Raw genomic sequence first — 25,386 nt, 5'->3', positions numbered from 1 at the left:
GCGGTGTCGCACTGACGTGCGCGGGCCGCCGTCGCCGCACCGCCCGCCGTGCGCGCGGACCGCGCGCGGTCGCCCTGCCGGCATCCGGCCTGCCGATCGCCGTCACCTCGGCGTTCGGCTCGTCGGAGTGCCCCCGACCCGAGCGGCTTCTATTAAATTAGTAATTAATCTTGACAGGGTTTCGGCTCCGGGCCACAGTCGTCGCCGTGATGCCGCCGGCCCCGCGCGGCCCGCATCGCGTCCCCCTCTGCTTCCCAACCTCCGGGAGAGGCAAGTGGCTCCACGCTCACCCGCACTCAGACCGACCCGATCACGCACCACCCGCCCGGCGTCCGCGACGGCCGCCGCCTGTGCGCTCTGGCGGCAGCGTCACGAGGACGGCGCCCGGCGGGGCCGGACCAAGCGCCAGGAGTTCCCGAGTGCCGCGTTCGACGGCGCGCTCGTGGAAGTCGCCGGCCCGCACGGCTCGATCGAGGCCGCGTTCCGGGGAGTCGACGGACGCGTTCACGCCAACCAGTTCAAATAAATTAGTAATTAATCTTGACGTGGCGGGAGAGCCACGCGAACCTGGATCCGCCGCGAGCGGGGCACCGGCCGTCAGGAGGGCCGCCCCCGGCGCGGGGATCCGCAGGGAGACCCTCATGACGAACCATCAGCCAAGCCGACGGCACGTGCTCGCCGGACTCGGCGCCACCGGGACGGCGGCGCTGCTCAGCGGCTGTGTCACCTCCAGCTCCTCATCCAAGACCTCCTCGAAGGGCGCGGTCACCCTCCAGTCCAACCTGTCGGCACCGCAGGCCAAGGCCGCCATGCAGGACATGGTCGCCGCCTACGGCAAGAAGGGTTCCGGACAGGTCAGCCTGAACACCGTCGCCGCCGAGACCTTCCGCACCCAGCTGCCGACCTATCTGACCTCCGCCAACCCGCCGGACGTGTACACCTGGTACCCCGGCTCGGTCGCCGACGCCTACGCCAAGAAGAACCTGCTCCTCGGCCTCGACGACGTCTGGAACTCCTCACCCGACCTCAAGCGCTACTCCAAGGCGCTGCACACGCTGTGCACCGCGACGTCGGGCAAGAAGGTCTTCGTGCCCACCACCTACTACTGGTGGGGCATGTTCTACCGGAAGTCGAACTTCGCCAAGTGGGGTGTGAGCGAACCCTCGACCTGGGACGAGTTCCTCGACCTGTGCGACAAGCTCAAGTCCAAGGGCGTGGACCCCATCGGGCTCGGCGCCGGCGGCAACACCGCGTGGGTCGCCTCCGCCTGGTTCGACTACCTCGACATACGGATCAACGGCGCCGAGTACCATCGCCGGCTGCTCGCCGGAGAGCACCGCTTCGACGACCCCGAGGTGCGCAAGGTCTTCGACCGCTGGCAGGAGGTGCTGCCCTTCTTCGACCCGAACGGCACCGCCGTCGCCTTCCAGGACGCCACGACCTCCCTGCTCAACGGCCGCAGCGGCATGATGCTGATCGGCACCTTCTTCGCCGACGCCGCCCCCAAGGACGCGCTCGACGACATCGACTTCTTCCGCTTCCCCGTCATCGACCCGAAGGTGCCCCTCGCCGAGGAAGCGCCCACCGACGGCTACTTCGCCAGCGCCCGCACCGGACGCCACGAGCAGGTCTCCGGCCTGCTCGAATACCTCGCCACACCGCAGGCGCAGGAGATCTACATCAAGGGCTCCTCCGGCACCGTCCTGCCGTGCCACCCCGACGCGAAGGACGCCGGCACCCCGCTGGTGAAGAAGGGCCGCAAGCACATCGAGGCGGCCGCGGAGATCACCCAGTTCTTCAACCGCGACTCCAGCGACGCCCTCCAGCCCACCGCCGACACCGCGCTGACCAAGTTCCTCGCCAAGCCCAAGGAGGTCGGGAGCATCCTCACCACTTGGCAGCGCGACGCCCAGAAGATCTGGAACGCCTGACATGGCCGTCCTGACCGCCACCCGACGCAAGACCCCGGCCCCGACCCCGCCCCGCGGCGGTCGGGGCCGGGGCCCCCGGCGCACACCCCCGCTCGTGCTCGCCTTCGTCCTCATCCCCCTTCTCGCCGAGGCCGTGTGGGTGTTCTGGCCCGCGCTTCAGGGCTTCTACCTCGCTCTGACCAGCTGGGACGGCGTGTCAGCGCCGAAGTTCGTCGGTCTCGACAACTTCCGTGAGATGGCCGGGGACGACATCTTCCGCAGCGCCGTCGGCCACACCGTCCTGTGGCTCGTGCTGTTCGGCGGACTGTCCGCACTCCTCGGCCTCGGCGCCGCGCTGCTGCTCCAGCAGGAACGCCGCGGCATCGGCTTCTACCGCGCGGCCCTGTTCCTGCCCGTCGTCTTCTCCCTCGTCGCCACCGCCCTCGTCTGGCAGGCCATCTACCAGCCCGACGGCGTACTCAACCAACTCCTCGACGGGATAGGCCTCGGCGGCCTGCGTCACGCCTGGCTCGCCGACCAGGACACCGCCCTGTACGCGGTGATCGTGCCTGCGCTCTGGCGCCAGATCGGCTACGTGATGGTCCTCTACCTCGCAGGCCTCAAAGGCATCGACCCGGCACTCTACGAGGCGGCCAAGGTCGACGGCGCCGGACGCCTCCAGCGCTTTCGCCATGTGACGCTCCCTCAACTGCGCAGCGTCAACGCCGTCGTGCTGTCCGTGATCATCATCGACTCGCTGCGCTCATTCGACGTGGTGTGGTCGCTGACCCGGGGCGGCCCCTACCACTCGTCCGAACTGCTGAGCACCTACATGTACTCCACCGCGTTCCAGTCACTGCGCCTCGGATACGGCTCCGCCCTGGCCGTCGTCATCTTCCTGCTGGCCTTCGGCGTCATCGCCTCCTATCTCGTCCGCGCCTTCCGGGAGGCCGACTGATGTCCGCCACCCAGCCCCGCGCGTCCGCCTCCCGTCCCCGCACGTCCGCTCCCCGTTCCCGCACGTCCGCCACCGCACTGCGCCGCCGGCGGGCCGCCACGGCCGGCTTCCACCTCGGCGCCGGGACACTGGCCGTGCTGTGGCTGCTGCCCATCGCCCTGGTCCTGGTGACCAGTCTGCGGTCCTTCAACGACATCGCCGCACACGGTCTGGGCAGCCGGCCCCACTCCTTCACCCTGGACAACTTCCACCAGGCCTGGTCCGACGGCGGCCAGCAGCGCGCTCTGATCAACAGCCTGGTCGTCACCGTCCCCTGCGTCGCGGTTACCCTCGCGCTCGCCGCCATGGCCGCGTTCGCCCTCAGCCGCTTCGAAATGCCCTTCCGCCGCTCCCTGTTGCTGCTGATGCTCGGCGGCAATCTGCTGCCCCCGCAGATCCTGCTCATCCCGGTGTCGAAGCTCAGCGAGCTGATGGGCCTGTACGACACCCTGCCCGCCCTGCTCGGCGTGCAGATCGGCTTCGGCGTCGGCTTCTACGTCTTCGTCCTGCACGGCTTCATGCGGGCGATCCCCGCCGAGATCCAGCAGGCCGCCGTCGTCGACGGCGCCGGACCCTGGCAGATCTTCTGGCGCATCATCCTCCCGCTCACCCGGCCCGCGCTCGCCGCGCTCAGCGCCCTGTCCTTCACCTGGATCTTCAACGACCTGCTGTGGGCCATCACCGTGCTGCGCAGCGACACCAAGATGCCGATCACCGCGGCCCTCATCGGACTTCAGGGACAGTACGTGTCCATGTGGAACGTGATCGCCGCCGGATCCGTCATCGCCGCCGCCCCCACCGTGGCCGTGTTCCTCCGTTTCCAGCGCCACTTCGTGGCCGGACTCAACCTCGGAGCAGTGAAGTGACGACATCCCAGCGCTGGACGCTGCGCACCGAGCGCACCGGCTACACCGTGCGGCTCTCCCCGGACGGCCCGTGGGCCGAACTGGAGGCATGGGGGCCGCACGGCGCCGAGCATGGACCGTCGGCGCTGGACTGGTCGCACCGCACCCACTTCATCACCCCCGCCGACGCCGCCCCCGCCGAATACCTGCCGCAAGGACTGCGGCCCTTCACCGGCGCCGACCTCATCGCCTCGCGACCGGGTGGGGAACGAGGCGTGTGGTGGACCTTCGACGGCGCCGTCGAGGAACCCGGCGCACTGCGGCTGACGTTCACCGACGAGCTCCTGGGCCTGCGCACGACCCTGTGCTACGCCACCGTGCCGGAAACCGACGTCATCCACCGGTGGACCGAACTGACCTGCACGGGAGAGGAAGAACTGCGCCTGGAACGGCTGGATTCGGCCGCCGTGACCGTCCCCGTCACCGAAGGGGCCCGGCTGACGTACCTCACCGGCCAGTGGTCGCAGGAATTTCAGCACACCCAACTCGACCTCACCCGCGGCACGTTCACGATGGGCAGCACCCAGGGCGTACCAGGACACGCGTACGCGCCCTGGCTCGCCGTCCAGGACGCGGCCGCACCGCGCGAAGCGCCCGCCCCCACGTACGGCATCGCCCTGGAATGGGCGGGCAACTGGCACATCGCCGCGGAGGCGGAACCCGGAGGCACGGTACGGGTGCGGGCCGGCCGCGTACCGCACGAAGGCGCGGTACGGCTCGCCCCCGGGGACACCCTGACCACACCCCGCCTCGCCTGCGCCTTCAGCTCGGACGGCCTCGACGGCCTGTCCCGCGTCTGGCACCGCTACGAACGACGTCTCGCGGGCGGACGACTGCGCCGCCCCCGCAAGGTCCTCTACAACTCCTGGGAGGCCACCGGCTTCGACGTGGACGCCGCGAGCCAGCTGGAACTGGCCAAGGCGGCCGCGGACATCGGGGCCGAGCTGTTCGTCGTGGACGACGGATGGTTCACCGGCCGCGCCGACGACACCGGAGGACTGGGCGACTGGGCGCCCGACCCGGCGGCCTTTCCCGACGGATTCGACCGTTTCGTCGACGACGTGCGGGCCCTGGGCCTGGACTTCGGACTGTGGATCGAACCGGAAGCCGTCAGCCCGGCCGGCCGTCTGTACGCCGAGCACCCCGAGTGGGTCTATCGCATCGACGGCCGCCCCGCCCGCCGGGTGCGCAACCAGCTTCTGCTCGACCTCGGCCGCACCGACGTCCAGGAGTTCGTCCTCGGTACCCTCGACAAGCTGCTGACCGGCCATCACATCAGCTATCTGAAGTGGGACATGAACCGGCCGCCGACCGAACGCGGCCGACCGGGAGCCGGTCCCGCGGACCACCTGGACCTCGACGCCGAACACGTCCGCGGATACCTGCGCGTACTGGACCATCTGCGCACCGCCCACCCCGACGTCACCGTCGAGGGCTGCGCGGGCGGCGGCGGCCGCATCGACCACACCACCCTCGCCCGCACCGACGTCGTCTGGCCCAGCGACAACACCGCACCGCTGGACCGCCTTGCCATCCAGTACGGCTTCCTGCACGCGCACGCACCGCACGTGATGAGCTCCTGGGTCACCGACGCCCGCGGCGTCTTCGACCCGCGACCGCGCAGCCTCGCCTTCCGGTTCGTCACCGCCATGTGCGGAGTACTCGGCGTCGGCGCCGACCTGCGCCACTGGACTCCGGGCCAACTCGCCGAGGCGGCCGGCTGGATCAGCCGGTACAAGGAGGTCCGCGACGTCGTGCACCACGGCGAGGCCCGCCTGCTCGGCACGGTGCGGGACGCCACCTGCGGAGTGCAGTACGACGCCGAGGACGGCCGCCGCGTCGTCGTCGCCGCCTTCAGCACCGGACGGCTGGACGGCGCCCCGCTCGTGCCCGGCCGCCCCGCCCGGCTGCGGCTGCGCGGGCTCGACCCCACCGCCGCCTACACGGACGCCGCGTCCACGACCGCGTACAGCGGCGCACACCTGCTGCACTACGGACTGCCCCTGGCGTGGAGCGCCGACCACGACGCCGAACTGGTGGTGCTGACCCGTCACTAGATCACCGGCACCCGCGCCCGCCACCCGTCCCACCACCCCCGACCAAGGAGCCGAACCACACCATGGACCCGTCACGACGGCACGGCGCCCGCTTCACCGGCCGAACGGCCGTGATCACCGGCGCCGCCTCCGGCATCGGCGCCGCCACCGCCGAACGCCTGGCATGGGAAGGCGCCGCCGTGGTCCTCGCCGACATCGCCGAGGAGCGCGGCCGGGCGGTGGCCGAGCGCATCACCAAGGACGGCGGCACGGCCGCCTTCGTGACCGCCGACGTCTCGGCCGAGCAGGACTGGCGGCGGATCGCGGACGCCGCCCACACCTACGGACCTGTCGGCGTGCTGGTCAGCAACGCGTTCACCGTCGACGTCACCCCGGCCGACCGGATGTCCCTCGCGTCCTGGGAGCGGCAGCTCGCCGTCAATCTCACCGCATCCTTCATCGGCTTCAAGACCGTCCTGCCCGACCTGCGCACCGTCGGCGGATCCGTCGTCCTCACCTCGTCGGTCCACGCACACAGAGGCCTGCCCGGACACCCCGCGTACGCGGCCTCCAAGGGCGCCCTGCTCTCCCTGTGCGGCCAGCTCGCCGTCGAGTACGGGCCCGAGGTGCGGGTCAACGCCGTCCTGCCCGGCCCCGTGCTCACCGGCGCCTGGGACCGGGTACCGCCCGAGGACCGGCGGCGCAGCGTCGCCGAGACGGCGGCCCGAAGATTCGGCACTCCCGAGGAGGTGGCCGCCGCCATCGCGTTCCTCGGCGCCGACGAGGCCTCCTTCATCACCGGAGCGCACCTCGTCGTCGACGGAGGGTGGAGCGTCGTCAAGGCATCCGCGTGATCATTGCAGCGTTCACACCCGAGGAGAAAGGCACTACGCCATGACGCCCTACGCCCGCCGCGGACTGCACGGCCAGACCGTGGAAGCACTCGCCCGCCGCATCCTGGGAGGCGACATCCCGGAGGGGGCCACGCTCGACCTCGTCGCGCTGCAGAGCGAACTGGACGTCAGCCTCACCGCACTGCGCGAGTCCCTGAAGGTGCTGGCCGCCAAAGGCATGGTCGACGCACGCCAGAAACGCGGCACGTTCGTGCGAGCCCGCGCCGACTGGAACCTGCTCGACGCCGACGTGCTGCGCTGGCAGTTCGAGGGCGGCACCACCACCGGCGCCGACCACGCGCTGCTGCGCAACCTCGCCGAGGTCCGTTCCATCATCGAGCCGGCCGCCGTACGCCTGGCCGCCGAGCGCCGCACCGACGACGACCTCGCCGCCCTGGACGAAGCCCTCGCGGCGATGGGGGAGCACGACGCCGACGCCGCGCACGCCGTCGACGCCGACCTCGCCTTCCACCGGGCGCTGCTCACGGCCACCCACAACGAACTCCTCGAGCGCATGGAAATGGTCATCGAGTCCGGCCTCGCCCAGCGCGACCGGCTCGTGCACAGCTCTCCGCACAGCGAGGATCCGGTACCGGCCCACCGCGCCGTCCTGGACGCCGTACGCGACCAGGACCCCCAGGCCGCCGAGGCCGCCATGCACGCCCTCCTCGAACAGGCCGGACGCGATCTCGACCGGATCGACGGCTCCGATGACACGAAAGGCACCGGCGGCAAGTGAAGATCGCCCGCATAGAAACCTTCCTGGTCCCGCCACGCTGGCTGTTCTGCCGGATCGAGACCGACGACGGAGTCGTCGGCTGGGGCGAACCCGTCGTCGAGGGACGCGCCGAGGTCGTCCGGGCCGCCGTCGACGTCCTCGCCGAGCATCTGATCGGCGGGGACCCGCTGCGCATCCAGGACCACTGGCAGGTCCTCACCAAGGGCGGCTTCTACCGGGGCGGCCCGGTGCTTTCCAGCGCGGTCGCCGGCCTCGACCAGGCCCTGTGGGACATCGCGGGCAAGACCTACGGCGCACCCGTGCACGCCCTGCTGGGCGGCCCCGTACGCGATCGCGTCCGGGTCTACGCGTGGGTCGGCGGCGACGCACCCACCGAACTGGCCGAGCAGATAGCGGCCCAGGTGGAAGCCGGCTTCACCGCGGTCAAGATGAACGGCGCCGGAGCCACGTCCCCGATCGCCACCGCCGCCGAGACGGCCGCCGTCGTCGCGCGGGTGGCAGCAGCCCGCGACGTGCTCGGCCCCGACCGGGACGTGGCCGTCGACCTCCACGGCCGCTTCACCGCCGCGAGCGCCCGCCGCGTGCTGACCGAGATCGAGCCCCTGCACCCCCTGTTCGTCGAGGAACCGGTCCTCCCCGAGCAGAGCCACCTGCTGGCCGGTCTCGTCGCCACGAGCTCCGTACCGCTCGCCACCGGCGAACGCCTCTACTCCCGCAGCGAGTTCCTGCCCGCTCTCACCGCCGGCGTCGCGGTCGTCCAGCCCGACCTCTCCCACGCGGGCGGCATCTCCGAGGTCCACCGCATCGCCTCACTCGCCGACACCTACGGCGCCCAACTGGCCCCGCACTGCCCCCTCGGGCCGATCGCACTTGCCGCGAGCCTCCAAGTCGCCTTCGCCACACCGAACTTCCTGATCCAGGAGCAGAGCCGCGGCATCCACTACAACAAGGACGCGGACCTGCTCTCCTACGTCACCGACCCCGAGCCCTTCCGCTTCGTCGACGGTCACGCGCACCGCGGCGACACACCGGGCCTCGGCATCACCGTGGACGAGGCGGCCGTGCGGGCCGCCGACCGCTCGGGACACGCCTGGCGCAACCCGGTCTGGCGACACGCCGACGGCTCCTTCGCGGAGTGGTGACGACCCCGTGGACGTGCTCACCGACCCAGCGCACGGCGGTCGTTGGACCTCCCTGCGCGCGCACGGCCGAGAATGGCTCTGGCGTCGCGGCGCACCGGAACGCCACGAGGTCTCGCCCGGCGACGCGTTCGTCGACGCGGGCGGCCTGGAGGAATGCATCCCCACGGTCCGCGGCGATCCCGACCACGGAGACGCCTGGTCGCGCCGCTGGACCCAGGACGGAGATACCCACCACGTGCGCTGCGCGGACTTCGCCCTCGGCCGCACCATCCGCTCCGCACCCGAAGGTGTCACCGCCGACTACCGCCTGACCGCGGAGCCGGGCTACCGCTTCGTCTGGGCGGCGCACGCCCTGCTCGATCTGTCCCCGCACGCGACTGTCCACATGAACTCCGGTGCGAGCACCCGCCTGTTCCCCGAAGCCGGTCCGCTGCTGCACCGGCCCTGGCCCGCCGGCGCACCGTGGATCGAGGGCCCGTGGCCGGCACCGCACGGACTGCCCCTCGACCGCCTCGGTCCTGACGACGGCACCGCTGTCGGCGCCGTGGTGGACGCCCCGTGGTGCTGTGTCCACGACGGCCGCGACCGGCTGAGCTTCGCGGTGCGGGCCGAGGGACACCCGGTGTCGATCGCCCTGTGGCGCAACCTCGGGGGCTTCCCCCGGCCGAGTCCCTATCGCAGTACGGGCGTCGAGCCGATGCTCGGCCGCACCTTCGACCTCGCCGACGCCGGGCCCACGGACGCCGTCCGCGTCCCGGCCACCGGCGAGGTGCGCTGGCGGCTCACCGTCGGCTCCGCATGCCACTGCCTGTGAACCACCTTACCGAGGAGCTTCGTCCGTGGAACTACCCGCTGCCCTGGCCGCCCAGCGCCTGGTCGCCATCGTGCGCGGCGGCGACGCCGACGCCGCACTGCACACCGTGCTCACCCTGGCCGAGGAAGGCGTCGAGCTCGTCGAGGTGTCGCTGAGCGGAGCCGACGCCCTGACGGTCATCGCCCGTGCCCGTGAAGTGCTCGGCCCCGAACGGCCGTTGGGTGCCGGTACGGTCCTGACGGCCGACGACGCACGCGCCGCCCACCGCGCGGGCGCGAACTTCGTCGTCACCCCCGGCCTGGGGGACGGCGTGCGCGCGGCACGGGACCTCGGCCTGCCCGTCCTCGCCGGCGTGTTCACCCCGACCGAGATCATCGCCGCCCGGGCGATGGGCGCGGACGCACTGAAGGTCTTCCCCGTGGCCCAGGCCGGGGGAGCGGCCTATCTCAAGGCGCTGCGCGGTCCCTTCCCCGAAACGCCGTTCGTCCCGGTGGGCGGAGTCGACGAGGCGGCCGCCCGAGCCTGTCTCGCGGCGGGCGCGACCGCAGTCGGCGTCGGGTCCCCCCTCGTGGGCGACGCCGCCGACGGCGGCAGCCTCCCCGCGCTGAGGGACCGGGCCCGCGCCTTCCGCGCCGTCGTACGGGAGGTGACACCGTGACCGGCGACGTCACCCCGGGCCTGCGTGCCACCCGGCCGGACCGGCTGGAACTCGGCGAAGGCATCCGCTGGACCGGCACGGACGTCGTGCTGGTGGACATCCTCTCCGGCCGTCTCCTCGCGGCGCCCGACGATCCGACGGCCGGCCTGCGGACCCTGGTCCGGCTCCCCGTCCCGCTGGGCGCCGTCGCCCCCGTCGCCGGCCGGCCGGGCGCCTGGATCGCCGCCGCGGGCACCGGCATCTGCCTGATCGGTCCGGACGGCACCGTCAGCTGGCTCGCCCGCCCGGAAGAGCACACCGTCCCGCGCATGCGCATGAACGACGCATCGGCCGACCCCACGGGCCGCTTCTGGGCGGGCAGCATGTCCTACGACGCCGACGAGGGCGCCGGCGCCCTGTACCGGGTCGGCCACGACGGCACGACCGTACGCGTCCTGGACGGAATCACCGTGCCCAACGGCCCGGCCTTCACCCCCGACGGCAGCGCCATGTACCTGGCCGACAGCGCCCGCGGCATCGTCCGGCGCTTCCCGGTCTCCCCGGAGACGGCCGACCTCGGAAGCCCGGAGACGTTCGTCGCCGTCGACGAAGGCAGCCCGGACGGCATGGTGGTCGACGTCGAGGGCGGAGTGTGGATCGCGCTCTGGGGGACCGGGACCGTGCGCCGGTATCTGCCGGACGGCACACCAGACCGCCTCCTGCGGCTGCCCGCGAGCTGCCCCGCGGGTGTGTGCCTGGTCGACGACGTCCTCCATGTCACCACCGCCCGCATCGGACTGACCGCACCCGGCTCCCAAGACGGAGCGGTGTTCACCCTCCGCGTCGACGTGCCGGGGACACCGGCACCCGCCTATCGACCACACGCGCCACGCACCCCCTCCGACCCGCGGGAGCCGTCATGACCCGCTGGCGCCCGGCCCCGGGGCCCGTCGTCTGCGTCGGCGAGACCATGGCGGCCTTGGTCCCCGACCCGCTCCGTCCCCTGCACGACGCCACCCACCTGAGTCTGTCGGTGGCGGGAGCCGAGTCCAACGTCGCCATGTACCTGGCCGACCACGGCATCCCCAGCATCTGGCTCTCGGCGCTCGGCGACGACCCGCTCGGCAGCCGGGTCCGCGCCACCGTCGCCGCGGCAGGCGTCGACGTGTCCCATGTGCGCACCGACGCCGACCGTCCCACCGGCCTGCTGCTGAAGGACCCCGGACACAGCGGAACACAGGTGCGGTACTACCGGAACGGCTCCGCCGCGTCCGCCCTGGGACCCGACCTGCTGGTCCGTCAACCCGTCAGCGGGGCCACGCTGTTGCACCTCACCGGCATCACCCCGGCCCTGTCGCCGTCCTGCCGCGAACTCGTCACCCGGGCGCTCACCTGCCCACCCGCGGCGCGGCCGTACGCCGTCAGCTTCGACGTCAACCATCGCGCCGCCCTGTGGCCCGACGGGGCGGCCCCCACCGTGCTCCGTGAACTCGCCGACCGTGCCGACGTCGTCTTCGTCGGCCTCGACGAGGCGCAGGACCTCTGGGGCATGCACCTCACGGCGGCGGACGTACGGGCCCTGCTCCCGCATCCACGCGTCGTCGTCGTCAAGGACGGGGCCCGTGCCGCCAGTGCCTTCACCGACGCGGCGGTGCACACAGTGCCCGCGCTGCGGACGACGGTCGTGGAGACGGTCGGCGCCGGTGACGCCTTCGCGGCCGGTTTCCTCGCGGGCCTGCTCCGCGGCGCACCCCTGCCGCGCGCGCTCCGCCTGGGCCACGTCACGGCGTCCTCCGCCCTCACGGTTTCGGCGGACCGGGGGCCACTGCCCGGCCGGGAGGAGACGGAGCGACTGCTCGGACTGTCGAACGAGGAGTGGTCCGCGCACGTCGTCGAGCCGGCTCCTGCCGCGCCCGGCGACCGTCCGCTCCTGGCCCGCGGCGGTCAGCCCAGGTAGCCCTCGACCTCCGAGGAAGGGCGGACCTGCGCCTCGTCGGGGTTCTCGCCGAACTCGGCCTTGGCGCGCCGTTGGCGCAGCAGGTCCCAGCACTGGTCGAGCTGGCGCTCCAGCTCCCCGAGCCGTTCCTGTTCGGTGCGGCTGTCGATCCGGCCGGCCTCGATGGCCTCCCGCAGCCGCCGCTCGTCGTCCACCATGGCCGTGATCCTGCTGAGGATCTGCTCTTGATCCATGTCGGTACGCCTCCTAGGACACTCCCTCACTGTACGGAGAAGTCGGCGGTCCGGCTCACCCGTGGACCGCCGGTGAGGCGGACCGCCCGGAGCCCGGGGGCGTCCGTGCCACGGGTTGTCCCCGCCGGCACACGGAGCGGCGTCCCGCTCCGGGGCGCGTTGTCAGTGCCGGATGCGATGCTGCAGATCATGGACGAGTTGGAGTTCATGCGAGGACGGGTCTACGGGGCGGACCACGACGATCCCGGCCCCCGGAGCGGCCGGGCGTACGTCGAGCTGGTGGGCGGCCCGCTGGACGGTCTGCTGCTCGATGTCACCGACAGGCCGGACCACGAGGCCGGGCGCGCCGTCGTCCTGCCCACGGAGATAGGGCGGTACGGCCCCGGCGGCCACGCCACGTACGCGCCGAGGTCGTCGGGCAGCCGCACGTACGAGTGGCGGGGCGACGCCCCCTGACGCGCTCGGCCGCGGGCGCGGGCCCCCGCCCGCGGTGGCTGTCGCCCTCGGGAGGGTGCGCACCGGGGCTCGGCGGGCGCATCGGGGTGGGGCCGGTGTGCGAGCGCGGGGCGGACGGTGCCGACGTAATCTGTCAATGAGCTGACGTCCGCCGCTGCCTGCCCGCGCGGCCGGTCCCGAGTCCGCCGTTCCCCCCGCGTCTCCGCCCTGGAACCGCCACGGACTCCGGCCCCGGACCGCTCGTATGCCAGAGCCAGAGCCAGAGCCAGAGCCAGAGCCAGAGCCAGAGCCGGAGTCGAGCCAGAGACGAGGCACAGACCATGACCGCTGACGGTTACGACAGCTCCCGCACCGCTCTCCTGGTGGTCGACCCCTACAACGACTTCCTGTCCGAGGGCGGAAAACTGTGGCCGCGCGCGAAAGAGGTGGCCGAGAGCGTCCGGCTGCTCGACCACATGCGCCAAGTCCTCGCCGCCACCCGCACCGCCGGGATCCGCACCTTCTTCGTCCCGCACCGTCGCACCGCTCCGGGCGACTACGACGGCTGGGCCCACCTCTCCTTCTCCCAGGCCCGGGCCGCGGAGACGAAGATCTTCGAGAAGGGCTCATGGGGCGGGACGTTCCACCCCGACTTCGAGCCGGGGGAGGGCGAGATCGTCGTGCACGAGCACTGGTCGTCCAGCGGCTTCGCCAACACCGATCTCGACCTCCAGCTGAAACAGCACGGCATCTCGCACATCGTGCTGATCGGCATGCGGGCCAACACCTGCATCGACACCACCGCCCGCTTCGGTCAGGAGCTCGGCTATCACGTCACCCTCGTCAAGGACGCCATCGCCGCCTTCCGCCCCGAGGAGATGCAGGCGACCTTCGAACTGAACGGCCCGGCCTACGCCCACGCCATCCTCACCACCGACACGTTCGTCACGGCCGTACGGGACGCGTCCTGACGGTCCATCCGCTCGCGCCGGAACCCGGCCGTGCCCGGGACGCGGCCTACAGTCGCAGCGACGACATGAGCGAGGAACGGGAGGAGCCACGATGGTCGAGCTGGACGAACGTTTCGACGTGGTGGTGCTCGGAGCCGGTCCCGGTGGCTACGTCGCCGCGATCCGCGCCGCCCAGTTGGGCAAACGCGTCGCCGTCGTGGAGGAGAAGTACTGGGGCGGCGTCTGTCTGAACGTGGGCTGCATCCCCACGAAGGCCCTGCTGCGCAACGCAGAGCTCGCCCATGTCGTCACCCGTGAGGCGAAGACCTTCGGCCTCCGGGTCGACGGGCAGGTCTCCTTCGACTACACCGAGGCGTACCGCCGCAGTCGCAAGGTCGCCGACGGACGCGTCCGGGGCGTCCACTACCTGATGAAGAAGAACGAGATCACCGAGATCGACGGCCGCGGCACCTTCCTCGACCCGCACACCCTCCAGGTGGCGGGCTACGACGGCGACACCCTCACCATCGGATTCGACCACTGCGTCATCGCCACCGGCGCCACGCCGAAGCTGCTGCCCGGCACTCGCCGAACGTCCCGGGTGGTGACCTACGAGGAACAGATCCTCGCCGAGGACCTGCCGGAGTCGATCATCATCGCGGGCGCGGGAGCGATCGGCATCGAGTTCGCGTATGTGCTGCACAACTACGGAGTGAAGGTCACCGTCGTCGAGTTCCTCGACCGCCTCGCCCCGCTGGAGGACGCCGAGGTCTCCGCCGAACTCGCCCGCCAGTACCGCAAGCTGGGTATCACCACGCTCACCTCGACCCGCGTGGACGCCATCGACGAGTCCGGCCCTCAGGTCCGTGTGACCGTCACCGGCAAGGACGGCGCCCCGCAGGTCCTGGAGGCGGACAAGGTCCTCCAGGCCATCGGCTTCGCACCGAACGTGACCGGATACGGTCTGGAGAACACCGGCGTGAGGGTCACCGAACGGGGTGCGATCGACGTCGACGGCCGCTGCCGCACATCAGTCCCGCATCTGTACGCCATCGGCGACGTCACCGCGAAACTCATGCTCGCGCACGCCGCCGAGGCGATGGGCGTGGTCGCCGCCGAGACGCTGGCCGAGGCGGAGACCATGGAACTCGACTACGCGATGATCCCGCGAGCCACCTACTGCCGGCCGCAGATCGCCAGCTTCGGATACACCGAGGCCCAGGCCCGCGACCTCGGCTACGACGTGAAGGTGGCGAAGTTCCCCTTCACGGCCAACGGCAAGGCCCACGGCCTCGGGGACACCACGGGCTTCGTGAAGCTGATCTGCGACACCACGCACGGCGAGCTCGTCGGCGGCCACCTCATCGGCCCGGACGTCACGGAACTGCTCCCGGAGCTGACCCTCGCTCAGCAGTGGGATCTCACCGTCCACGAGGTCGCCCGCAACGTCCACGCCCACCCGACTCTCGGCGAGGCGGTCAAGGAGGCGGTCCACGGCCTTGCCGGCCACATGATCAACATGTGAACGCCGGCGCTCACACCCCTGGCCCCTGTGCGCCATGCTCCGCCCCGCCCGGGAAGCGGCTGCGGCATGGGTGTCGGACGCGGCCGTGAATGGGTGTCGGCACGGATGGTGAGGAGGACCGGCGGCGTGCGAGGGTGGCGGTGACGTCGGGCTGCCGCCCGGCGTGAGGTCCCTGGCGCCTTTGCGCGTTCGGCCGTGGGGCGCTCGAGGAGCGGCTGAGCCGGTGATCAGGTCCGGGTCGCCCGTGCCGCCGCGGCGGGGAGCGACTGTCGTCCTACGGCGTTCTCTTTGGTCCCGCCGCCGTGGAGGGTGGTGACCCGTGGGGCATGCCGACACCTTGCTCGCCATGGGGGGGGCCTTCCTGGCCGCGGCGTTCTTCGCCCGGCTCGGGGGAAGGATCGGGCTGCCGACCATCCCCCTGTTCATGCTCGCCGGCGTCCTGCTCGGCCTGCACACACCCGGTGTGGTCCTGGTCGAGGACGCCCGCGACTTCGAGATGCTGTCCGCGCTCGGGCTGGTCCTTCTTCTCTTCTACCTGGGGCTGGAGTTCCATCTCGACGACCTCAGGAGCGGAGGACGGCGGTTGCCGACCGCCGGAGGGATCTATCTGCTGCTGAACGTGGGCGCGGGTCTGGGTTTCGGCTTCGCCCTCGGCTGGGGACTGCGCGAGGCGTTGGTGCTCGCCGGTGTCCTCCCCCGTGCCCGCTCACCGCGGGACGGCGTCCCGGGCGCAGCAGATCGGTCGTGGTCATGGCCCGGGTCAGACGTCGTAGCGGAGCCAGGGCCAGGCGGAGCAGGAGCGCGTTGGCGACGAGCATGGCCGCCAGGCCGCCGGTGAGGATCGCGGCCTCGACGAGCAGGATCGGAGTGGAGACGGTGACGGGGCCCAGCAGCAGAGCGGCCGCGGCGACGAGCACGACGGCGTTCAACAAGAAGATCCGCCAGAACAGGGGCACCGCGTCTCTCCTCCCAGCCATGAGCCGCCGAGCCGCCGGGTCCCTTCCGCACCGGGGAGAGGCGGGACGTGAACTGGTGGGCTCCTGGCGCACTGCGACGGACTTCCAGGACCAGCGTGTGTCCTGCTCAGGACGAGCGCCATCCGTGACAGCACCCAATTCCGAGGCAGGGGGTCCCCCGCGGCGAGCCGAAGTCCTGGGGGTCGGGAGCCCGAAGAGATGGGGGCCGGGCCTACTGGCGGCGGCCCGAGGGGGGAAGAAATCCTGAATGTGGGTCGTGGCGCAGAGGTGGTCGGCCGAGCGGTGACGATCGGCCCGGCCGGCCCGCGGACTTGAGCCGTTCTGCGTTTTCAGATGCTGTCGGTCCCGGGGAGGAAGAGCCGTGTCCCAGTACGACGAAGAAGGTCTGGCCGGTCTCGAGGCGCAGCTCGGGAGGGACGGTCCGCGCTCGGCACGAGTGCCGGTGAACGGGCGCACCGTCCGTCCCGGGGGAGGACGGCGGGCCGGCGCCTGGTGGATGCTGGCGGCCGCCGTGGTCGCGTTGCCCACGGGGCTGGTCCTCCCGTACGGACTGCTCGTCGCCGCGGGACTGGTCCTCCTGGGAATCGCCGCGTCCCTGTTCGATCCGTACCGGGCACCCGGAGGGCGAGGGCGGTCCCCAGGCCGTTGATGCCCGGGGCGCCCCGGTCTGCGGCGCACTCTTGCGTGGCGTCTTCCGTCCGTACGCCCCCTGAGCCATCATGATCCGCCGTCAGCCGTTTGCCGTTGGTGGAGAGGTGAGGCGTATGGCCAGGCTCCGAATGGGCGAAGGCATTCTCCGGCGCAAACCCATTGAGCACATCGAGGACACCGAGATCGCCGAGGGCCCCGGGCTGGAGCGGTCGCTCGGCCTGGTACAGCTGACCGCGATCGGCGTGGGCGGCATCATCGGCGCGGGCATCTTCACCCTCGCCGGCACGGTGGCCAACGGCACGGCCGGACCCGCGGTGCTGGTGTCGTTCCTCATCGCCGGTGTCGCGAGCGCCGCCGCGGCACTCTCGTACGCCGAGTTCGCGGGACTCATCCCGAAGGCGGGCTCGGCCTACACCTACGGCTACGCCGTGCTCGGCGAGTTCGCGGGCTGGTTCATCGGCTGGGACCTGCTGCTGGAGTACACGGCGATCGTGGCGGTGGTCGCGATCGGCATCTCCGGCTACTTCAGCTTCCTCGTCGAGGACATGGGAGCCGACCTTCCCGACTGGATGCTGGGCGCTCCCGGCACCGGCTCCGGACACCGCGTCGACCTGTTCGCCGCGATCCTGTGCCTGCTGATCGCCTGGCTGCTGACGCAGGGCATCCGCAGCGCGGCCCGCTTCGAGACCGTGGTCGTGGCGCTGAAGGTCATCGTGGTGCTGGTGGTGATCGTCGTGGGCTTCTTCCACATCAACACCGCCAACTACCACCCGTTCTTCCCCTATGGGATCAGCGGCGCGTTCACCGGCGCGGCGACGGTGTTCTTCGCGGTGTTCGGGTACGACGCCATGTCGACGGCCGCGGAGGAGTCCAAGGACGCGCAGCGGCACATGCCGAAGGCGATCATCTACTCGCTGGTCATCGCGATGGTGCTGTACGTGCTGGCCTGTCTGGTGCTGACCGGCATGCAGAACTACAAGGAGATCGACAAGGAGAGCGGCTTCTCCTCGGCGTTTCAGTCGGTGGGCCTGAACCGGCTGGCGGACGTCATCGCGGTCGGCGCGATCATCGGCATTCTCACCGTGATGTTCACCTTCATGCTGGGCGTGACCCGGGTCTGGTTCGCCATGTCCCGGGACGGCCTGCTGCCCAAGTGGTTCGCGAAGACCCATCCGACGCGGCACGTGCCGACCCGCGTCACCTGGATCGTCGGGGTGGCCTCGGCGGCCATCGCCGGGTTCCTGCCGATCAACGAGGCGGCCGAACTGACCAACATCGGCATCCTGCTGGCCTTCGTGGTCGTCTGCGCCGCGGTGATCGTGCTCCGCTACCGGCAGCCTGACCTCCCGCGCAGCTTCCGCACACCGTGGATGCCGTTCGTGCCGGCGCTGGGCATCGTCTTCTCGATCTGGCTGATCACGTTCCTGCAGTGGCAGACCTGGGTGCGGTTCGCCGTCTGGTTCGTCATCGGCGTCGCCGTCTACGCCGGCTACTCGTACAAGCGGTCGGCGCTGGCCGGTCGATAGGGAAGGCGCCTGCCGGCCGGTGCGGAGGACGAACCGCGAACCTCCGCACCGGTGCGACGGGTTCAGGAGCCCTTGATCATCTTCTTGATCTCCGGCAGTCTCCTGCCGGAAGCGGTGTTGACGTAGACGACGCCGTCGGGCGAATGCTCCAGCGCCACGGCGACCGCGGGGTCCACGCCCTCGATCGCGTAGGCCGTCGTCGGGGTCGGCGTCGCGTGGTCGAGGTCGCCGGTGTCGTCGCACGGCGGAAGGGTGGCGGCACCGAGCGCGTCCCCGATCCTGAAGTTCCCGACCTCGGTGCCCGTGTACGTGCGGTCCTGGTACTGGACCAGAGCCGCGCACGAGGACGCTCCCTCGGTGCCGTCGTCCCCGCTCGACGACGTGCAGGCGACGCACAGGGCGGCGAGGACCGCTGCCGGCAGCGTCCACACCGCCGCGGTCCGTGCGGTCGGGAACAGGAATGTCATGGTGTGCCTCCTCGCGGAGCGTCCGCTCCGGCTTCTCGGGCCTGCACGGAGGGCGACGGCATCGCCCTCCTCAGGGACTTCGACGCCGCGGCGGCCGTTTCTGTTCGATCGGACGGCCGCCGGAGCCGTCAGGAGGTCATCGTCCGCAGCAGCGAGGCGAGCCCGTCCGTGTAGATGCCGTGGAAGAGCTCCTCGGCCTCGGCGTCGCTGACGCCGGCCGGAGTGAACGAGCCTGACCATTCCACCCGCGCGGTGCCGGCCGTCGGCCCCTCGTGGACGGTCAGGGTGGAGAGGTATCCGATGACGGGGAAGGGTGCCTGCTCGATCGCGTACGAGTAGCTGCGCGCCTCCTGGTCGAAGGCCTGGAGGCGTTCGACGATGACACCGCCGTCCTCGTTGGTCAGGGTCCGGACGCGACCGCCTTCGCCGAGATCGCTCTGGGGGATGTAGGGGAGCCAGTCGGGCAGCGAGCCGAAGCCTCCGATCAGGTCCCAGACGCGGTCGGCGCTGCGAGGGATGTCGACGGATGCACGAGTGGTGGCCATGGCGATGCCTCCGGGGTAGGGGCGGGTGAGGTCAGAGAGCGGGGACGGGGGCGGTGGGCGCGATGAGCTTCTCCTCGCGCAGTGCCGCCCAGAAGGCGGCCGGCACGGTCTCGCGGAGCGCGGCGACGTCCTCGGCGATACGGCTCGGCCGGGTGGCCCCGGGGACGGCGGCGGCGGTCGCCGGGTGGGCGAGGGCGAACTGGAGGGCGGCCGCCTTGATGCCGACACCGTGCTCGGCCGCCAGGGCCTTGAGGCGCTCGACCTTCGCGACGACGGCCGCCGGGGCCACCTGGTACTCGTAGTGGCGACCGCCCGCGAGGATGCCGGAGCTGTACGGTCTGCCGACGACGATGTCGACGTCCCGCGCGGCCGCGGCGGGCAGCAGCCGCTCCAGCGCCCGGTCGTGGTCGAGGAGGGTGTAGCGCCCGGCGAGCAGGAAGGCGTCGGGGCGCGGCTCGTCCAGGTCCAGCGTCAGTTCCAGGGGCTCGACGCGGTTGACGCCCAGGCCCCAGGCCCGGATCACGCCTTCGTCGCGGAGCCGCTGCAGGACGCGGAAGGCGCCGGTGCGGGCCTCCTCGTACTGGGCGAGCCACTCGTCGCCGTAGAAGTCCTGTGCGACGTCGTGCACCCAGACGATGTCCAGCCGGTCCGTCCGCAGACGCCGGAGGCTGTCCTCGATGGAGCGCAGTGTCGCATCCGCCGAGTAGTCGTTGATCATCTTGTTCGGGCGGCCGTGCTCGAACAGACCGCCCTTCTCACCCAGCTCGCGGGAGGCGGGGTCCTCCAGCTCGTCGAGGACGAGGCGCCCCACCTTGGTGCTGAGCACGTACTCGTCGCGCGGACGGTCCGCCAGCGCCTCACCGAGGCGGATCTCCGACAGGCCCGCGCCGTAGAAGGGAGCGGTGTCGAAGTAGCGGATGCCGTGGTCCCAGGCGGCGTGGACGGTGGCCGAGGCCTCGTCGTCGGGGATGTCGCGGAACATGTTGCCCAGCGGCGCGGTACCGAAGCCGAGGGAGCCCGGCAGGAAGGACTTGATGCCCATGAGGTAGTTCCCATTCCGTACGTCTTTTGCGCGGTTTCTGCTGTTCCGCGGCTCTTGCTCTGTCGAGGTTAGGATCAGGAATTGAGACTGTCCAAGACTTGCTTGGACACACTTGAGTCCTGAGAGGTCTTACATGCTTGACCTGCGGCAACTCCGCTATTTCGTGGCCGTCGCGGAGGCGGAGCACGTCGGCCGCGCCGCCGAGCGGCTGCACATGTCCCAGTCGCCGCTGAGCCGGCAGATCGCCCAACTGGAGAAGAACCTGGGTCTGACCCTGTTCGAGCGCAGCCAGCAGCGGATCCGGCTCACCTCCGACGGACGGGTCTTCCTGTCCGAGGCCGAGGCCCTGCTGAGGCACGCGGACCGCCTGGAGAACCTCGGCAGACGCCTCGGCCGGGGCGAGGAGGGAGGCCTGTGCATCGGATATGTGGGGGACGCCATGCACACCGGCGTCCTGCCGCGCGCGTTGCGTGATCTGCACGACGATCGCCCCGGCATCCATGTCGCGCTCTACGACCTGACCGCGGCGCAGCAGTTCGAGGGCCTCAGACAGCGCAGCCTCGACATCGCCCTCGTCCCGGAGGCGCCGGCCGACGACGATCCCGACCTGGAGTCCGCGCCCCTGTCGGCGGACCCCTTGCTGCTGGCCCTGCCGACCGGCCATCCCCTCGGCGGACAGGCGGAGATCCGGCCCGAGGACCTGGACGGGCAGCCCTGGATCGCGGTCGAGAACAGCCAGGACGTGACCTGGCGGGACGGCTTCATCGCCTCCTGCGCGGCGGCCGGCTTCACCCCCGACATCCGGCTCGCGGCCCCGGATCCGCTCACCGCGATCGGCCTGGTCGCCTCCGGACTGGGCGTCGCCCTGGTGCAGGAGAGCATGACACGCGGCCGGACACAGGGGGTGGCCGTGCGCGAGCTCCCCTGGTTCGACGCCTCCGTCCGCCTGTGGGCCGCCTGGCACCGCATCGATCTGCGGCCCGTGGTCGCCTCCTTCCGCACGACCGTCCTGCGAGCCCGCGAGGACGGGGAGGGGGACGCGGTCGAGAAGTGACGCGACGCCGGAGCCGCGCGCGGGGTGTCCCGGCGAGGGACCACGCGGTGCCACCGAGAGCTAGGGCCCCGCGTGCACCTGGCAGGCCCACAGACTCGGGGTCCGGGGGTAGGCGGTGCGCAGCGCGCCCACGGCGGAGTGCAGGGCCCGCGCCGTCCGGGTGACGTCCAGCGTGCCGTCACCCGTGCTGAGGGCCTCGTACACGTTCTTGGCGACACCGGCTCCGATCGTGTCGTCGACGTGCCAGAGGGATCCGACGACCTGGGGGAAGCCCGCGATCTGGAGGGCGCTGACGATGTGGACCGCCTCGTCGGCGAGTTCCGGGCTGGTGCGCAGCGTGTTGCACGCGGAGAGATAGGCGAGCCGCACCGACGGCAGCCGGAGCCCGGCCAAGTCACGTACGGTCAGCGGGCGTTCGGTGTCGTCGTGCAGGACGAGCCTGCTGCCGGACGGGCGTCGCATATCGCCCAGGGCGTGACAGGCGAAGTGCGCGTACGCGTGCCGGGGCAGGGCGGAGAGCACGGCCGCACGCGTGGCGGACGCGCCGGTCAGCACCTCGGGGGCGGAGAGCAGCCGGGCAAGGTGCTCGGCCTCACGGCGTGCGGCGGGCAGCGGTGCCAGCCCGGCGACCTCGCCGACGGCCACGACGAGCGCCCCGGTGCCGGCCGGGCGGGCGGCGCGTTGTCGGGCGTGGTGCAGCGCCCGCAGCGTCGGCGTGTACGAGGAGACGACCCGGTCCAGCGCACCCGGCGCCTGCCCTTCGGGGGCGGCGGCGTGCAGCGGCAGGGTGCCCAGGACCCCACCGGGCGACCACCACATGCGGGGCAACGGTCCGGCGGGTGCGGCCGGGACGCCCAGGTGGTCGAGGACGGGGCCGGTGACCGCCCGCCACAGCCAGGCGAGCGTGTCGCGCACGACGTGCTGTGCGCGCTGGGACGCGGAGAGGGAGATTCCGGGCGTCTCCAGACGCAGCAGCGCCTCCTGCAAGGTCTGCCTCCGGTTCGCCGCCTTCTCGGGGTTCAGCCCGGGGAGGGGTACGGCGTCGACGGAGTGCGCGCCGACGATCAGCGCGTCGCTGCCGTACGGGGAGACGTTGACCAGGACCACCGGGCCCGCCGCCGCCGTGGCGCGCAGCTCCCGCTCGTCCCATTCCCGCACCGGGCGCAGCAGCCCGAGCTCGGGATGGTCGACACGGATGCGTCGGGTCAGCTCCCGCCATTCGACGGCCAGCCGCTGCCGCAGGTCCGCCTGCGCGTCGGCCTCCCGCCCGTGGTTCAGGGGGCCTTCCGCGAGGAAGGCCTGGGCCCGGCTGTCGGTGGCCGTGTCCAAGGCATCGCGAAGTCGCTCGAACCGGTCGGCGAGCTCCGGGGCCGTCTCCCGGAGCCGGGTCAGATCGCTGTCGGCGTCGAAGGCGTGGGAGAGCAGGACGCCTCTGGCCTGTTCGAGCAGACCGACCGCGAGTCCCGGCCGGCCGCAGCGCACCGCGCAGGCCGCCGCGGCGGCACCCAGCCCGACGGTGCGGCTCAGCAGGAACTCCTGGTCGTCGCGGGCGAGATGGCGTGGAGCGACCGAGTGCAGCAGGTCCACGGCCAGCGCATAGCCGTCCACGGCGCCGGCCCAGTCACCGAGCTCGGCCCGGACGTCGCCCCAGGCACGCGCCGCGTCCAGGCGGAGGGACGGCGCGCACTGCTCTTCACGGGCCGCTTCCTGGAACACCGCGGCCGCCGCGGCCAGATCGGCTCGACGGCGACGCCGTCCCGGCCCCCGGTCACGCAGGACGTTGCCGAGATTCATCAGACGCGGCGTGCGCTGCGTATGGCCCGGCGGGGTGAGCTCGACCGCCCGGCGGAACAGCGTGACGGCCTCGTCGCGGGCGGCCGACGACCACAGGGTGCGAGGACTCAGCAGTCGCGAACTCGCGGCGACCGTCAGGGAACCCGGCAGGTCGGGCGAGGCCGGGGGCAGCGCCGCGATGACCGCGTCGGCCAGTTCGCGCGCCTCTCGGGCATCGCTGAGCAGCGGTCTCTGACCGCATCGGGACATGAGGGCGGCCGCGAGGTTGTGGCGCCGCCGCGGCAACCGCGGGTCGCCCTCCGGGGTGAGGGCGACCGCCTGCCGCAACCGGTCGATCGCCTTGTCGAGTTGGGCGACCGGATCAGCGGCGCGCGCGAAGCCCGTCATGAGGCTGATCCCCTGCGAACCCCGCAGCATCGCCTCGTGCGCGGGGCCCAGACCGGGCAGCGTGGCGGCCCGGTCGCGGAACTCCCGGGCCTCCCGCAGGTCCTCACCGTCCTCGGTGAGCAGATGCCGCACCCCCAGTGCCATACCCAGGTTGAGCAGGCGGACTCCGAGCATCTCGTGGCCCCCGGGGGTGAGCGCCACCGACATCCGGTGCGCCCGTACGGCCTCGTGCAACTCCTCCGGATCGCCCGTGCGCGCGTAGCTGCTGACCAGCACGAGACCGAGATCGTCGAGCGCGACGGGCCGGTCCGGGTGGTCCCGTGGCAGGGCCACCACGGCGGACCGCAGGAGCCGCAGCGCCTCGGTCAGATCCGCCTCGTTCCCCTCCGGGTTGCGCTCGTACCGGTTGTACAGGGCCATGGCGGGACCGAGCAGCCGCGCCGCGGTCTGCTGCGTCACCTCCCCGGCGGCGCCGGCCGTCTCGGAGAACTGCGCGATTACTCCGTCCAGTTCCGCCGGATCGCCGCCGGTCATGGTGAAGCGGGCGCGCCGAGCGTTGCCCAGGGCCCGGCGCAGCGCGGCTCCCTGGTGCGGGTCCCGGGACACCGCGAGCCCCTCGGCCAGCACCCGGACCGCTTCGTCCAGGTCGTCCACCCGGCCGGTGCGCTGGGCGCGAAGTACGAGCGCGAGCCCCAGGTTGAGGCCCGCGGCCGCCGGTCCCTTCGGGTCGTGGGGCATGGCCCGGCGGAACAGGTCCACCACCTCGTCGTACTCCTCGGGCGTGCCGCCCTCGCGCTGACGCAGCATCATCAGCGCGCTCCCCGCTGTGCTGAAGCAGTGCGGGAAATGAGGGCTCCCCGGTGGCAGTTGGGCCAGTACGTCGTGGGCGATCCCGGCCGCTTCGTACAGGTCCTCCGGGTCGTAAGACCGGCGGTAGCGCTCCATCAGCCGGATGCCCAGGTTGCTCAGGGCCGGCAGCCGGTCGGGGGAGTCGGACGGGGTGCCCTTGAGGACACGGTGACCGGACCGGACCGGATCGGCGCTCAGCTCCCCGAACGGCCAGGACATCCCGGCGAGGGCCAACACCTGCGACAGGCTCTCGACCCGTGACAGGTGCACGGGGTCCTCTTCCGGCGTCGCCAGGACGGCGAGGGTGCCGCACCCGATCGCGGTGGCCACCTGCACTTCCCGCGAGGTCGTCATGGCACCGAACCGCGTGGCCAACTCATAGAGCCTGCGGGTGTCTTCGGAGGCGTCGGGCGGCGGATCGTGCTGCCTGCCCTCGGCGGCGATCGCGAACGCGGCGCAACTGGCCGCCCATTCGTCGGGTCCGTCGGCGTTCGCCGGATCCGGGCGCACCGTGTGATCGAGGGCTGCGTAGTTCGCGGCCAACTCGGGCGGCACGAGCCCGGGATCGGCCACCCACACCGGGAAGAGCAGGGTCCCGGCCATGCACCCGTGGACCCGGCCGTGTTCCGCCGGGTCGCCCGCGGCACGGGCGACGCAGAGCCAGCCGGCCGCGTGCCGGGCCTGCATGTCCGTCCGCGCGTCGGTGGCTCTCAGCAGAGCCCGCAGTTCGGCATCCGCCTCGTCGCCGAACACGGTGTCCCGGTCCACCTGCCCGTCCGCGGTCGCGGACCGCAGGACACGGTCATGGACCGCCCGGACCAGCCGGTCCCGATCCTCCCGCACGTTGTTCGAACACCCCCATGTCGACTCCGTCATCACCATGACCATCCTCAACTGTCCTCATTCTGCGGCACACTTGGG

Annotated in this window: 23 protein-coding genes and 2 pseudogenes; 19 read left to right on the top strand and 6 right to left on the bottom strand. The window is 71.7% G+C overall.

The window, feature by feature from the left end:
- The first annotated feature begins 274 nt into the window (after positions 1–274).
- From H305_RS0116255 to H305_RS46135, 12 genes are all read left to right on the top strand, one after another.
- Positions 275–526, top strand: a complete 252-nt coding sequence (locus tag H305_RS0116255; protein ID WP_028801304.1) for a hypothetical protein — start codon at positions 275–277, stop codon at positions 524–526.
- 115 nt (positions 527–641) lie between these two features.
- Positions 642–1,931: an ABC transporter substrate-binding protein gene (locus H305_RS0116250; protein WP_028801303.1), complete on the top strand. Its 1,290-nt coding sequence runs from the start codon at positions 642–644 to the stop codon at positions 1,929–1,931.
- Position 1,932: 1 nt separating this feature from the next.
- Positions 1,933–2,868, top strand: coding sequence for a carbohydrate ABC transporter permease (locus H305_RS0116245; protein ID WP_028801302.1), 936 nt, complete (start codon positions 1,933–1,935; stop codon positions 2,866–2,868).
- The gene (locus H305_RS0116240) at positions 2,868–3,773 is read left to right on the top strand and encodes a carbohydrate ABC transporter permease (protein WP_234020881.1); all 906 of its coding nucleotides are present in this window, start codon (positions 2,868–2,870) and stop codon (positions 3,771–3,773) included. The genes H305_RS0116245 and H305_RS0116240 overlap by 1 nt, the downstream gene beginning before the upstream one ends.
- Positions 3,770–5,869 (top strand): alpha-galactosidase, encoded by a 2,100-nt coding sequence (locus tag H305_RS0116235; protein ID WP_028801300.1) that lies wholly within the window; start codon positions 3,770–3,772, stop codon positions 5,867–5,869. Before H305_RS0116240 ends, H305_RS0116235 begins: the two co-directional genes overlap by 4 nt.
- Before the next feature lie 62 nt (positions 5,870–5,931).
- A complete protein-coding gene (locus H305_RS0116230; RefSeq protein ID WP_028801299.1) occupies positions 5,932–6,702 on the top strand; it encodes an SDR family NAD(P)-dependent oxidoreductase in 771 nt (256 codons plus the stop codon).
- A gap of 40 nt (positions 6,703–6,742) precedes the next feature.
- Complete coding sequence (locus H305_RS0116225; RefSeq protein WP_028801298.1) at positions 6,743–7,480, top strand: FadR/GntR family transcriptional regulator; 738 nt, start codon at positions 6,743–6,745, stop codon at positions 7,478–7,480.
- Complete coding sequence (dgoD, locus tag H305_RS0116220; RefSeq protein WP_028801297.1) at positions 7,477–8,622, top strand: galactonate dehydratase; 1,146 nt, start codon at positions 7,477–7,479, stop codon at positions 8,620–8,622. Before H305_RS0116225 ends, dgoD begins: the two co-directional genes overlap by 4 nt.
- Positions 8,623–8,629: 7 nt before the next feature.
- The gene (locus H305_RS0116215; RefSeq protein ID WP_028801296.1) at positions 8,630–9,436 is read left to right on the top strand and encodes a hypothetical protein; all 807 of its coding nucleotides are present in this window, start codon (positions 8,630–8,632) and stop codon (positions 9,434–9,436) included.
- 25 nt (positions 9,437–9,461) lie between these two features.
- Positions 9,462–10,094 (top strand): bifunctional 4-hydroxy-2-oxoglutarate aldolase/2-dehydro-3-deoxy-phosphogluconate aldolase, encoded by a 633-nt coding sequence (locus H305_RS0116210; protein ID WP_028801295.1) that lies wholly within the window; start codon positions 9,462–9,464, stop codon positions 10,092–10,094.
- On the top strand, positions 10,091–10,996 hold the full coding sequence (locus tag H305_RS0116205) for an SMP-30/gluconolactonase/LRE family protein (protein ID WP_078629079.1): 906 nt from the start codon (positions 10,091–10,093) through the stop codon (positions 10,994–10,996). Before H305_RS0116210 ends, H305_RS0116205 begins: the two co-directional genes overlap by 4 nt.
- Entirely contained in the window at positions 10,993–12,030 is a 1,038-nt protein-coding gene (locus H305_RS46135; RefSeq protein WP_078629078.1) for a sugar kinase, read from the top strand. Before H305_RS0116205 ends, H305_RS46135 begins: the two co-directional genes overlap by 4 nt.
- On the opposite strand, the gene H305_RS0116195 is transcribed toward H305_RS46135, so the two are convergent.
- Positions 12,018–12,263 carry a DUF2630 family protein gene (locus H305_RS0116195; protein ID WP_028801293.1) on the bottom strand — a complete coding sequence of 82 codons (246 nt, stop codon included), beginning with the start codon at positions 12,261–12,263 and terminating at the stop codon, positions 12,018–12,020. The genes H305_RS46135 and H305_RS0116195 overlap by 13 nt on opposite strands.
- 189 nt (positions 12,264–12,452) lie before the next feature.
- Here H305_RS0116195 and H305_RS0116190 point away from each other — a divergent pair, with 189 nt between their 5' ends.
- The 4 genes and pseudogenes from H305_RS0116190 to H305_RS0116175 form a co-directional block, all read left to right on the top strand.
- On the top strand, positions 12,453–12,719 hold the full coding sequence (locus tag H305_RS0116190) for a hypothetical protein (RefSeq protein WP_028801292.1): 267 nt from the start codon (positions 12,453–12,455) through the stop codon (positions 12,717–12,719).
- 320 nt (positions 12,720–13,039) lie between these two features.
- On the top strand, positions 13,040–13,669 hold the full coding sequence (locus tag H305_RS0116185; RefSeq protein WP_028801291.1) for an isochorismatase family cysteine hydrolase: 630 nt from the start codon (positions 13,040–13,042) through the stop codon (positions 13,667–13,669).
- Positions 13,670–13,760: 91 nt separating this feature from the next.
- The gene (gene lpdA / locus H305_RS0116180; protein WP_028801290.1) at positions 13,761–15,173 is read left to right on the top strand and encodes a dihydrolipoyl dehydrogenase; all 1,413 of its coding nucleotides are present in this window, start codon (positions 13,761–13,763) and stop codon (positions 15,171–15,173) included.
- 319 nt (positions 15,174–15,492) lie between these two features.
- Positions 15,493–15,867: pseudogene (locus tag H305_RS0116175) on the top strand (cation:proton antiporter); the annotation flags it as partial.
- A 1-nt stretch (position 15,868) separates the two neighbouring features.
- Here H305_RS0116175 and H305_RS54820 read toward each other — a convergent pair.
- Positions 15,869–16,129: pseudogene (locus tag H305_RS54820) on the bottom strand (sensor histidine kinase); the annotation flags it as partial.
- A 382-nt stretch (positions 16,130–16,511) separates the two neighbouring features.
- On the opposite strand from H305_RS54820, the gene H305_RS0116170 reads away from it, so the two are divergent.
- Both H305_RS0116170 and H305_RS0116165 read left to right on the top strand, forming a co-directional pair.
- Positions 16,512–16,799 carry a DUF3040 domain-containing protein gene (locus tag H305_RS0116170; RefSeq protein ID WP_028801288.1) on the top strand — a complete coding sequence of 96 codons (288 nt, stop codon included), beginning with the start codon at positions 16,512–16,514 and terminating at the stop codon, positions 16,797–16,799.
- Between the two features lie 115 nt (positions 16,800–16,914).
- Positions 16,915–18,327 (top strand): amino acid permease, encoded by a 1,413-nt coding sequence (locus H305_RS0116165; protein ID WP_028801287.1) that lies wholly within the window; start codon positions 16,915–16,917, stop codon positions 18,325–18,327.
- Positions 18,328–18,389: 62 nt separating this feature from the next.
- On the opposite strand, the gene H305_RS0116160 is transcribed toward H305_RS0116165, so the two are convergent.
- From H305_RS0116160 to H305_RS0116150, 3 genes are all read right to left on the bottom strand, one after another.
- Positions 18,390–18,794 carry a DUF6281 family protein gene (locus tag H305_RS0116160; protein ID WP_028801286.1) on the bottom strand — a complete coding sequence of 135 codons (405 nt, stop codon included), beginning with the start codon at positions 18,792–18,794 and terminating at the stop codon, positions 18,390–18,392.
- A gap of 128 nt (positions 18,795–18,922) precedes the next feature.
- Positions 18,923–19,339, bottom strand: a complete 417-nt coding sequence (locus H305_RS0116155; protein WP_028801285.1) for an SRPBCC family protein — start codon at positions 19,337–19,339, stop codon at positions 18,923–18,925.
- Positions 19,340–19,370: 31 nt separating this feature from the next.
- Positions 19,371–20,381 (bottom strand): aldo/keto reductase, encoded by a 1,011-nt coding sequence (locus H305_RS0116150; RefSeq protein WP_028801284.1) that lies wholly within the window; start codon positions 20,379–20,381, stop codon positions 19,371–19,373.
- Between the two features lie 133 nt (positions 20,382–20,514).
- Between H305_RS0116150 and H305_RS46130 the strand changes: the two genes are divergently transcribed.
- Positions 20,515–21,435, top strand: coding sequence for a LysR substrate-binding domain-containing protein (locus H305_RS46130; protein WP_037764159.1), 921 nt, complete (start codon positions 20,515–20,517; stop codon positions 21,433–21,435).
- 60 nt (positions 21,436–21,495) lie between these two features.
- Here H305_RS46130 and H305_RS0116140 read toward each other — a convergent pair whose 3' ends face one another.
- Positions 21,496–25,341, bottom strand: coding sequence for a CHAT domain-containing protein (locus tag H305_RS0116140; RefSeq protein ID WP_051370684.1), 3,846 nt, complete (start codon positions 25,339–25,341; stop codon positions 21,496–21,498).
- Positions 25,342–25,386: the final 45 nt, after the last annotated feature.

The sequence above is a fragment of the Streptomyces sp. 142MFCol3.1 genome, assembly GCF_000424945.1.
Lineage (GTDB): Bacteria > Actinomycetota > Actinomycetes > Streptomycetales > Streptomycetaceae > Streptomyces > Streptomyces siamensis.
This window is presented reverse-complemented; position numbering and strand designations above follow the sequence as displayed.